The sequence below is a fragment of the Roseateles sp. P5_E11 genome (assembly GCF_054049355.1).
The window spans coordinates 1-10,474 of the sequence record NZ_JBFUMO010000175.1 but is presented as its reverse complement, the minus strand read 5'-3'; the positions used below and the strand labels follow the sequence as shown (position 1 = coordinate 10,474).

At 68.5% G+C, this 10,474-nt stretch carries 10 protein-coding genes; 3 read left to right on the top strand and 7 right to left on the bottom strand.

The window, feature by feature from the left end:
• The 4 genes from ACXJKR_RS14735 to ACXJKR_RS14720 all read right to left on the bottom strand — a co-directional run.
• Window positions 1-604, bottom strand: a 604-nt coding sequence (locus ACXJKR_RS14735) for a formate/nitrite transporter family protein (RefSeq protein ID WP_457323464.1), incomplete at its 3' end; no start/stop codon positions are given.
• A gap of 30 nt (window positions 605-634) precedes the next feature.
• Entirely contained in the window at window positions 635-958 is a 324-nt protein-coding gene (gene nirD, locus ACXJKR_RS14730) for a nitrite reductase small subunit NirD (protein WP_457323463.1), read from the bottom strand.
• Between the two features lie 13 nt (window positions 959-971).
• On the bottom strand, window positions 972-3,500 hold the full coding sequence (gene nirB / locus ACXJKR_RS14725; protein ID WP_457323462.1) for a nitrite reductase large subunit NirB: 2,529 nt from the start codon (window positions 3,498-3,500) through the stop codon (window positions 972-974).
• Between the two features lie 297 nt (window positions 3,501-3,797).
• Window positions 3,798-4,754, bottom strand: a complete 957-nt coding sequence (locus ACXJKR_RS14720; RefSeq protein WP_457323461.1) for an MBL fold metallo-hydrolase — start codon at window positions 4,752-4,754, stop codon at window positions 3,798-3,800.
• 49 nt (window positions 4,755-4,803) lie between these two features.
• On the opposite strand from ACXJKR_RS14720, the gene def reads away from it, so the two are divergent.
• Together def and ACXJKR_RS14710 are read left to right on the top strand one after the other, a co-directional pair.
• Window positions 4,804-5,343, top strand: coding sequence for a peptide deformylase (def, locus tag ACXJKR_RS14715; protein WP_457323460.1), 540 nt, complete (start codon window positions 4,804-4,806; stop codon window positions 5,341-5,343).
• A 77-nt stretch (window positions 5,344-5,420) separates the two neighbouring features.
• Complete coding sequence (locus tag ACXJKR_RS14710; RefSeq protein WP_457323459.1) at window positions 5,421-7,463, top strand: DUF6600 domain-containing protein; 2,043 nt, start codon at window positions 5,421-5,423, stop codon at window positions 7,461-7,463.
• 22 nt (window positions 7,464-7,485) lie between these two features.
• On the opposite strand, the gene ACXJKR_RS14705 is transcribed toward ACXJKR_RS14710, so the two are convergent.
• A complete protein-coding gene (locus ACXJKR_RS14705) occupies window positions 7,486-8,139 on the bottom strand; it encodes an arylesterase (RefSeq protein WP_457323458.1) in 654 nt (217 codons plus the stop codon).
• On the opposite strand from ACXJKR_RS14705, the gene ACXJKR_RS14700 reads away from it, so the two are divergent.
• Window positions 8,138-8,809 (top strand): ABC transporter ATP-binding protein, encoded by a 672-nt coding sequence (locus ACXJKR_RS14700; protein ID WP_056198349.1) that lies wholly within the window; start codon window positions 8,138-8,140, stop codon window positions 8,807-8,809. The genes ACXJKR_RS14705 and ACXJKR_RS14700 overlap by 2 nt on opposite strands.
• Window positions 8,810-8,955: 146 nt before the next feature.
• Here ACXJKR_RS14700 and ACXJKR_RS14695 read toward each other — a convergent pair whose 3' ends face one another.
• Together ACXJKR_RS14695 and ACXJKR_RS14690 are read right to left on the bottom strand one after the other, a co-directional pair.
• The gene (locus ACXJKR_RS14695) at window positions 8,956-10,185 is read right to left on the bottom strand and encodes a cystathionine gamma-synthase family protein (RefSeq protein WP_457323457.1); all 1,230 of its coding nucleotides are present in this window, start codon (window positions 10,183-10,185) and stop codon (window positions 8,956-8,958) included.
• A gap of 69 nt (window positions 10,186-10,254) precedes the next feature.
• Window positions 10,255-10,474 (bottom strand): peptidylprolyl isomerase (locus tag ACXJKR_RS14690; protein WP_457323456.1); only part of this gene is annotated, 220 nt, incomplete at its 5' end.

The following is a 10,474-nucleotide window of genomic DNA, read 5'->3' as shown; positions in this document are numbered from 1 at the left end:
ACACCATGATGGGCATCCACATGCCGATGGCCTTGCCTGAAACCGAGGTCGACATCATCGCCGCGACCACGCCGGTGGACACCATCCAGTTGCACAGCACGCCACGGATGAAGAGGGTCAGCATGCCGGCGGCGCCATGGGCCGCGTAGCCCACCGTGCGGCCCTCGCCGATGGTGCCGATCTTCTGTCCGACCGCGTTGGGCGCCTCGCTGAAGCCGAAGGTGAAGATGATGGCCATGAAGACGGCCACCGTCAGCGCCCCAGCAAAGTTGCCGAAGAAGACCAGCGTCCAGTTGCGCATGACGCCGCCCCAGGTCGCGCCGGGGCGCTTGTCCAGCACGGCCAGCGGCACCAGCGTGAACACGCCGGTCAGCAGGTCGAAGCCCATCAGGTAGAGCAGGATGAAGCCGACCGGGAACAGCAGCGCGCCAACCAGCGGGTTTCCGGTGTTGACGCTGACCGTCACCGCGAAGGCCGCAGCCAGCGCCAGGATGGCGCCCGCCATGTAGGAGCGGATCAGCGTGTCGCGGGTGGACATCAGCAGCTTGGATTCACCGGCATCGACCATCTTGGTCACGAACTCGGTGGGTACGACGTAGGCCATGGTTTGTCTCCTCTTTCGCCAATCAAATAGTCAACGCAGCGCGACGAGCACGCGGCCGTCCTGCACCTGCACGGCATGGGCGCGCACCGACTGCTCGGGCGCTTCCAGGCACTCGCCGGTGTTCAGGTCGAAATGGTTCTTGTAGAGCGGCGACGCGACGACGATGCGCTCGCCCAGGTTGCCCACCAGGCCGCGGGCCAGCACGCTGGCGCCGGAGCGCGGGTCGATGTTGTYGATGGCGTGGAAGTTCTCCTGGCCCACGCGGAACACGGCCACGTGGTGGTCACCGACGCGAGCGGCCACGCCGGTGTTGGGCAGGATGTCGTCGACGGCGCAGATGTGGGTGAAAGTCATGTCGGCTCCTTGATCAAACGGTGGCTTCTTCTTCGCGCTCTTCGGCACGCGCGGGGCGGATCTGGCCGCGCTCTTCCACGAAGATGATTCGCTCGTCCGGCTTGTCGCTGTTGACGAAGGAGCGGAAGCGCTGGCGCACCTCGGGCGTCGTGACGGCCGTCTTCCATTCGCACTGGTAGGTGTCGACGACGGCCTGCATCTGCGCCTCCAGCTCGGCGGCGAGGCCCAGGCTGTCGTTGATGACGACGTCCTTCAGGTAGTCCAGGCCACCTTCGAGGTTGTCGCGCCAGGTGCTGGTGCGCTGCAGGCGGTCGGCCGTGCGCACGTAGAACATCAGGAAGCGGTCGATGTACTTGATCAGGTCGACCTTGCTCAGGTCGCTGGCGATCAGCTCGGCGTGACGCGGCTTCATGCCGCCGTTGCCGGCGACGTAGAGGTTCCAGCCCTTTTCCGTCGCGATGATGCCGACGTCCTTGCCCTGGGCCTCGGCGCATTCCCGCGTGCAGCCGGAGACGCCGAACTTGATCTTGTGCGGCGCACGCAGGCCCTTGTAGCGGTTCTCGATCTCGACGGCCAGGCCGACCGAGTCGTCGACGCCATAGCGGCACCAGGTGCTGCCCACGCAGCTCTTCACCGTGCGCAGCGACTTGCCGTAGGCATGGCCGCTCTCGAAGCCGGCGGCGATCAGCTCTTCCCAGATGAAGGGCAGCTGCTCGACGCGGGCGCCGAACATGTCGACGCGCGCGCCGCCGGTGATCTTGGTGTACAGGCCGTACTTCTTGGCCACCTGGCCGACGGCGATCAGGCCATCGGGCGTGACCTCGCCGCCCGGCATGCGCGGCACGACGGAGTAGCTGCCGTCCTTCTGGATGTTGCCGAGGTAGTAGTCGTTGCTGTCCTGCAGCGCGGCCAGCTTGGGCTCCAGCACGAACTCGTTCCAGCACGACGCGAAGATGCTGGCTGCCGCGGGCTTGCAGATGTCGCAGCCCAGGCCCTTGCCGTGCTTGGCCATCAGGTCGCTGAAGGTCTTGATGCCGCCCACGCGGATGAGGTGGTACAGCTCCTGGCGCGAATGCGGGAAGTGCTCGCAGATGTGGTTGTTCACGGCCATGCCGCGCTTGGCCATCTCGAACTTCATCACCTGGGTAACGAGCGGCACGCAGCCGCCGCAAGTCGCGCCGGCCTTGGTGCAGGCCTTGAGTGCGCCGATGGTGGTCGCACCGTCGCCGACGGCCGAGCAGATCTGGCCCTTGCTGACGTTGTTGCACGAGCACAGCTGGGCGCTGTCGGGCAGGGCGTCCGGGCCGATGCCGACCTTGGCCTTGCCGTCGCTGCTGGGCAGGATCAGGAACTCGGGGTCGGCCGGCAGCTTGATGCCGTTCAGCTGCATCTGCTGCAGCGTGCCGTACTCGGCGGCGTCGCCCACCAGCACGGCGCCGAGCAGCTTCTCACCGTCCTCGCTGACGACGATCTTCTTGTAGACCTGCTTGCGCTCGTCCACATATTGGTAGCTGCGGCAGTTCGGCGTCTTGCCATGAGCGTCGCCGATGCTGGCCACGTCCACGCCCATCAGCTTGAGCTTGGTGGACAGGTCGGCGCCGGGGAAGGCCGCCTCGGCATCGCCGGCGATATGGCGGGCTGCCACACGGGCCATCTCATAGCCAGGGGCGACCAGGCCGTAGGTCTGCTCGTTCCAGGCCGCGACCTCGCCGACGGCGTAGACATTGCGGTCGCTGGTGCGGCAGTGGTCGTCGATGACGACGCCGCCGCGCGGGCCGATGGCCAGCACGCACTGGCGGGGCAGTTCGTCACGCGGGCGGATGCCGGCGGAGAACACGATCATGTCGGTCTCCAGCCAGGTGCCGTCGGCGAACACCATGCGGTGGCGGGCCATCGCGCCGTCGGTGATCTCCAGGGTGTTGCGGCCGGTGTGGACCTGCACGCCGAGGTCTTCGATCTTCTTGCGCAGCACGCGGCCGCCACCTTCGTCGATCTGCACGGCCATCAGGCGCGGTGCGAACTCGACGACGTGCGTCTCCAGGCCCATGTCGCGCAGTGCCTTGGCGCATTCCAGGCCCAGCAGGCCGCCGCCGATGACGACGCCGGTCTTGGAGACCGCGCCGCTGGCTTTCATGCCTTCCAGGTCTTCGATGGTGCGGTAGACGTGGCAATGCGGCCGATCACGGCCGGGCACTGACGGCACGAAGGGGTAGGAGCCCGTGGCCAGCACCAGCTTGTCGTAGTGGACGACTTCGCCGTCGGCCAGCGTGATGGTGTGGTCGCGGCGCTCGATGGCCACGGCCTTGGCGGCCAGGCGCAGCTTGAAGCCGGGGTGGTTCTCGAAGAAGCCCTCGGGCACCAGGGACAGGTCCTCGGCCGATTTGCCCGAAAAGAATTCGGACAGGTGCACGCGGTCATAGGCCGGGCGTGGCTCCTCGCACAGCACCGTCACCTGCACGTCGGCGGCAGCAGGCCCCTCTGCGAGGGATTCGAGAAATTTCTGGCCCACCATTCCGTGGCCGATGAGGACGATGTGCTGCATGTCTTTTCAGGGCGAAGCAGGCTGCGCCGACGGGCTTGGAAAGGCCAGATCGGAGCCACCAGTAAGAAGGCCCCGAGAGCAGCGGTCTGCTCGGTCGGGGCCGGAAGATGAGGTTCGCCGCCTTTGGCGATGCTTCTGCGGAAGCAGAGGGCCGCGTCAGCGCAGCACCTCATCTCCTACGTCGCAAGGACCATGCCTGCGCCAGAAACGGGCATCGCCCATGAGCCGGCATGCACCACGCAGGGGTGGCACAGAGGCGGTGCGAGGCGACGCACCGCGGCGGGGCGCATCGCCCCGTCAGCGGGCCGGGCGGTCCAGCATCACCTCGAGGCCTTGCGCGTTCAGCTCGGCGTCCAGGGCCAGCCAGTCGGCGGCCTCGGCGTCAGCCGGGTGGCCGTGGCTGCGCAGGCGTGCGAGATAGCCATCCAGCAGGCCGGCCTTGAGCTGCTCGTGACGGCGCGGCGCGGCGCGCAGGGACTCGGCCAGCGCCACCATCTCGTCCACCTGCTCCAGCATCAGCGCGGCCAGGCGACGCACTTCGTCCACCGAGCCGCCGATGCGGCCGTAGTGGGTGACCTGCATCGCAAGCGGCTCGGCCGCCAGCAGCCGCGCGACGGTGGACTTGAGCGCTTCGGGCTCGAACTGCACCGGCGTGCTGGTCGGCAGGATCCAGGCGCGGCCGTCGACGTCGAAGGCGCGATAGGACAGGCCGAAGGTGTCGCCCGTGAACCAGCTGCGGCTCCTCTCGTCCCAGATCGCGTGGTGATGCCTGGCGTGGCCGGGGCTGTCGATGAGGCGTAGCGGCCGGCCGGCGAGGTGGATGACCTGCTCGTCATGGCTGGCCTCGGCGCGTTCAGCCGGCACGGGCACGAGCCTGCCGTAGCTGCGCTGCATCTCGGCCTCGCCGTAGACGGCGAGCGCTCCCAGCCATAGCGCCTTGGGGTCCACCATGTGGCGCAGGCCACGCGGGTGCACCAAGGCGCGGGCCTGGGGCAGGGCTTCCATCAGCAGGCCGACGCCGCCGGCATGGTCCAGGTGCACGTGGGTCGGGATCACCCAGTCCACTGCCTCCGGTGACAGCCCCAGCGCGTTCAATGCCGCCAGCAGGCGCGGCACGGCATGGTTGGTGCCGGTATCGATGAAGGCGGCGCGGCCGTTCTCGACCATCAGATAGGCGGCATCGAAGCGCGGGCGCTGGAAGCCGGTGTCGATGGCGTAGATGCCGTGGCCGAGGTCTTCGATGAAGTCAAGCATGAACGGGGCTTCCTAGAATCACCGATCACGATAGCCCAAGGAGGCCGCAGTGGCGGTGCACGAGATTTTGAAGATGGGCGACCCGCGCTTGCTGCGCGTGGCCCAACCGGTCACCGCCTTCGGCACGCCGGAGCTGAAAGCGCTGATCGCCGACATGTTCGAAACCATGGCCGCCGCCAATGGCGCGGGTCTGGCGGCGCCGCAGATCGGCGTGGACCTGCGCCTGGTCATCTTTGGCTACACGAAGAATGTGCGCTACCCGGATGCCCCGCCGGTGCCGCCCACCGTATTGATCAATCCGCAGATCGAAGTGCTGGACGGCGGCCGCACCGAGGGTTGGGAGGGCTGCCTGTCGGTGCCGGGGCTGCGCGGCGTCGTCGAGCGCGATGAACGCATCCGCTACACCGGCTTCGATGCCGATGGTGCGGTGATCGACCGCATCGCCGAGGGTTTCCATGCCCGCGTCGTGCAGCATGAGTGCGACCATCTGGACGGCATCCTCTACCCGATGCGGATCAAGGACTTCACTCGCTTCGGCTTCACGTCCGTGCTCTTCCCGGAGCTCGACCCCGCGTCCGACGACGACTGAGAGATGGAAACACTTGTAAGTGCGGTGCACCGCACGCGGATCTTGTGCGTTGCGCAGGCGCAAAGGAGCATTGGCTCATGACCACGTCCATCGAATCCAAGCTTGTCCTGAAGCGCAACAGCTGGCGCATGCTGGCTCTGGCGCTGTTCATTGCGATCGCGCCTGCCGTCAAGGCACAGGACGCCGACCGTGATCCTCCGACCCGCGCGGCCCGAGTCGTCGACGTTGTCGGCGATGCCTGGCTGTTCGACCACGACACCCGCGAATGGACGCGGCTGTTGCGCAACCAGACCGTCGGCGAGGGCGATCGCGTGCGCACCGACGACCGCGCCCGCATCAGCCTGCGTTCCGGCTCGACGTCAATCTGGGTTGACGAACGCAGCGACCTGGAGCTGAGCCAGCTCGATGAGGGCCAGACACTGCTGCAGATCGACCGCGGCGACGTTGCCGTGCGCCTGCGCAACTCCGAGAACGCCGCCGAAACCCGGCTGCGCACCCGTGAGGGTACGGCGCAGCCCGAGCGCGAGGGCCTCTACCGCGTGGAGCAACTCGACCGCGGCAGCAAGGCCTATGTCTGGCAGGGGCGCCTGCGATTTGAATGGGCTCGCACCGCCTCGCCCGTGACGCTGGGCACCGGCGAGCAGGCCGAATTCTGGTGGCCCGACGGTCCCCGCGCCGAGCGCAGCCCGCTGTTCAGCGACGGCTTTGGCGACTGGGTGCTGGCCGAAAGCCGCGAGGAAGGTGACCGCCCCGTCGCGCGCTACGTGTCACCCGAGATGACCGGCGCCGAGGACCTGGACCGTTACGGCCGCTGGGAGACGGCGCCCGAGTACGGCACGGTCTGGATTCCGACGACCATTGCCGTCGCGGACTGGGCGCCCTACCGGTACGGCCGCTGGACCTGGACGCGTCATTGGGGCTGGACCTGGGTGGACGACGCGCCCTGGGGCTTCGCGCCCTTCCACTATGGCCGCTGGGTCAGCTGGGGCGGGCGCTGGTGCTGGACGCCGGGCGCCTATGTGCACCGCCCGGTCTATGCACCGGCCCTGGTGGGCTGGGTCGGCAGTGGCTCCGTCAGCATCGGCATCAGCGTGGGCAGCCGTCCACCGCCGCCACGCTTTGGCTGGTACCCGCTGGCACCGCGTGAGGTCTATGTGCCGGCCTACCACCACAGCCCGCGCTATGTGAACCGCGTCAACGATCCGCGCGACGTGCGCGACCCCGTCACCGTGCGGCGCCCGCACCGATACCGCGATGCACCGGCGGCCGTCAGCACCTTGCCCGCCCCCGGCGCGGCCATCCAGCCGCTGCCGGTGCGCGGCCCCGACCGTCGCCCCGAGCCGGGCTGGAACCGCCCGCTGCCGACAGCGCCAGGCCGTGGGGACCTGGCAGCCGTGCTGCCGGCGGCACCCACCCGGCCGCCGGAGACCGAACTCCCGCGCCGCAATCCCCGCGCGCCGGAGGCCAGTATGGGCTGGCGCAGCGAGGGCAACCAGCGGCCCCAGCGCCGCGATCAACGCGGTCCTGACGCGCAGCCGCAGGTGCCTGTGCCTGCGGCGGCACAGCCGGCCGTTCCGGCCATCGCCCCTCAGCCTCAGGTTCCCCAGCAGCAGCGCCCCGGCGTCGAGCAGCCGCAGCGCAGTGGCGACAACATGCCTTGGCGCGCGCAGCAGCAACAGCAACAGCAACAGCAACAGCAACAGCAACAGCAGCAGCAGCAGCAGCAGCAACAGCAACAGCAACAGCTGCAACGGGAAGCGCAGCAGCGCGATACGCAGCATCGCGAAGCCCAGCAACGTGAGGTTCAGCAGCGTCGCGAGGAGATCCAGCAGCGCGAGGCGCAGCAGCGCGATACGCAGCATCGCGAAGCCCAACAGCGTGAGACGCAACAACGCGAGATGCAGCAGCGTCGCGAGGAGCAGCAGCGCCGCATCTCCCAGCCCGAGCCGCAGCGCCAGATCGAGGTGCCACGCCCGCAGCCTCAGCCGCAACCGCAGGCGCAACCACAGGCGCAACCCCGCGCACAGYCGCGCGAAGAAGGCCCGAAGCGCGGCCGCCAGGACGGCGTGCCGACGCGCGGCGACAAGCAGCCGCGGGACCCCCAGCAGCAGGAGCGCTGAAGCAGCGGCTTGGTACGGCCGCCTAGAGCAGCGGCTTCAACGCCGGCCAGACGTTGTCCAGCATCAGCGGATGCGCCTTGGCCAGCGGGTGGATGCGGTCGCCCTGGAACCAATCCATCGCGTCTGCCCGGTCCGCCACGCCCTTGAGCAGGAAGGGCACGAAGGCCGCGCGGGCCTGCCTGGCGACCTGCTCGAACAGGTCGGCAAACTCCTTGCCGTAGGCCGTGCCGTAGTTGGGTGGCACCTGCATGCCGGCGATCAGCACCTTGGCGCCGCTCTCCTGGGCGGCCCGCGCCATGGCCAGCAGGTTGTCGCGCGTGCTCCCCAGCGGCAGGCCGCGCAGCGCGTCGTTGCCGCCCAGCTCGAGGATGACGATGGCCGGCTTGTGCGTGCGCAGTGCGGCTGGCAGCCGGCTGCGGCCACCTGCCGTGGTGTCGCCGCTGATGCTGGCGTTGACGACGCGGTAGGGCTTCTTCTGTTCGGCCAGGCGCTTTTGCAGCAGGGCCACCCAGCCGTCGCCGGCCTTGAGGCCGTATTCGGCGGACAGGCTGTCGCCGACGACCAGGATGACCGGTGCCTCGGCGGCCGCGGCCGCACCTGAGATCCCTGAAGGAAAGCCGGCGATCACCCCCAGGCTAAAGTGCGCCAACACCCATCGCCGCCGCAGTCCCGACATGCCCGAAGCCCTTGTTCAAGTTGACCAGATCACCAAGCGCGTGCGTGACGCGACCGGCGAGCTGACGATTCTGCATGACATCAGCTTCGAGCTGACTGCAAGGGAATCGGTGGCCATCGTCGGCGCTTCCGGCTCCGGCAAGAGCACGCTGCTGGCCATCCTCGCCGGCCTGGACACGCCCAGCGATGGCTCTGTCACGCTGCGCGGCCAGGATCTCTTCACGCTGGACGAGGACCAGCGCGCCGCCGTGCGCGCCCGCGAGCTGGGCTTTGTCTTCCAGAGCTTTCAGCTGCTGCCCAACCTGACGGCGCTGGAGAACGTCATGCTGCCGCTGGAGCTGCGCGGCGACCGCGACGCGCGCGAGCAGGCCGCCGCCATGCTCACGCGCGTGGGCCTGGGCGAGCGCCTGGGTCACTACCCGCGCGTGCTGTCGGGCGGCGAGCAGCAGCGCGTGGCGTTGGCTCGTGCCTTCGTGTTGCGCCCGGCGCTGCTGCTGGCCGATGAGCCCACCGGCAGCCTGGACTTCGCGACCGGCGCCTCGGTGATGGAGCTGATGTTCGAACTCAACCGCGAGGCCGGCACGACGCTGGTGCTCGTCACCCATGACCGGGAGATCGCCTCCCGGTGCGAGCGCCAGTTGCGCATCGAGGCCGGCCGCCTGGCGGCTTGAGCCCCTCGCCCGCTCCTGCCCCGCTGAACGCGGGCATGCCCGGTCGGTCCCCCGAGGGGACGGCGATGCTGCCCGGTTCGACCGGCCAGCACATCGCCAGACGGGCCGGCTAGGGAGCGGCCCGGCGCTCGGCCCGGCAAACGAAGTCAGTCAGCGAGCGCCTGGTCGAAGTCGGCGATCAAGTCTTCGGCCGCTTCCAGGCCCACCGACAGCCGAACCAGACCTTCTGCGATGCCCATGGCGGCTCGCGCCGCTTGGCCCATCTCCCAGAAGATGGTCGGCGCCACCGGGATGATCAATGTGCGCGTGTCGGCCAGGCCGGTGGCCTTGAGCGGCAGGCGCAGCCGGTTCAGCACCTCGACCATGCGCTCGGGGTCGCGCAGCTCGAAGCTCATCATCCATGAGCCGCTGCCGAACCAGGCGCGGGCCTTGTCGTATTCGGGATGGGTCTCGAGCATGGGGTAGTGCACGTGCTCGATGGCCGGGTGGGCGGCCAGGTGGCGAGCCAGCGCCAGCGCCGTATCGCTGCTGCGTTGCAGGCGCAGCGTCAGCGTCTCGGCGCCGACGAGGATGCGGTGGGCGGCCTCGCTGGACAAGGTGCCGCCCATGTCGCGCAAGCCCTTCTTGCGGATCTGCTGCAGGCCCCAGCCGCGCGCGTCGCCCTGGCGGTAGGCCGGGAAGATGTTCGGGTAGGTCGACCAGTCGAAGCAGCCGGTGTCGGTCACCGCACCGCCCAGGGCCTCGCCATGGCCGGCCAGCGTCTTGGTCAGGGAGTTCATCACCAGGCCGGCACCGAAGCGGTGCGGCTGGCACAGGGCCGGCGAGGTGACGGTGTTGTCGACGACGTAGAGCAGGCCGCGCTCACGGCACAGCGTGCCAATGCCTTCGAGGTCGGGAATGCGGGTGCTGGGGTTGGCGATGGTCTCGACGAAGACCAGCCGAGTCTCGGGCCGCAGCGCAGCCTGCACCGCAGCGGCCTCGCCGGCATCGACGCGGCTGACCGCGATGCCCAGACCCTCCAGCGTCTGGAAGAGGCTGTTGGTGTTGCCGAAGACGCGGTTGCTGGTGACGAGGTGGTCGCCCGCCTTCAGCAGCGTCAGGAAGAGGGCGCTCAGGGCCGCCATGCCGGTGGCGAAGCTGACGGTGCCGATGCCGCCTTCCATCTCCGTGACAACCGCTTCGAGCGCGGCCGTCGTCGGTGTGCCCTGGCGGGCGTAGTTGAAGCTGCCTTTGCTCTTGCCCTGGAAGACGGCGATCAGGTCCTCCACCTTCTCGTAGGCGTACTGCACGGAAGGATGGATGGGTGTATGGAYGCCACCGAACTGGCGGTCAGGGCCGCTGGCGTGGACGAGACGGGTGCTGAGGGCGTCGGGCATGGTTTATCGGGTCCAGATGGCAGAAGACCCGCCGTAGCGGGTCTTGCAACAAGTGATCGGCAGGCCGGCTTACTTGCTGAACGTGTAGTCGGTCTTGGCCTTCTTGATCAGGCTGTCCTGGAACTCGGCCATCTTCTGCTGCTCGATGCGCTGCTTGATCTGGGCCTTGACGTCGTCGAAGGCCGGGAAGGTCGCGGGGCGGGTGTCTTCGAGCTTGATGATGTGATAGCCGAACTGGCTCTTGACCGGTTCCTGCGTCATCTCGCCCTTTTGCAGCGCCGTCATGGCC

Coding starts and splice junctions, on each gene's coding strand:
- ACXJKR_RS14700 (WP_056198349.1), top strand. CDS start 8,138: ATGCCCGAAGCCCTTGTTCAAGTTGACCAGATCACCAAGCGCGTGCGT.
- nirB (WP_457323462.1), bottom strand. CDS start 3,500: ATGCAGCACATCGTCCTCATCGGCCACGGAATGGTGGGCCAGAAATTT.
- ACXJKR_RS14705 (WP_457323458.1), bottom strand. CDS start 8,139: ATGTCGGGACTGCGGCGGCGATGGGTGTTGGCGCACTTTAGCCTGGGG.
- ACXJKR_RS14720 (WP_457323461.1), bottom strand. CDS start 4,754: ATGCTTGACTTCATCGAAGACCTCGGCCACGGCATCTACGCCATCGAC.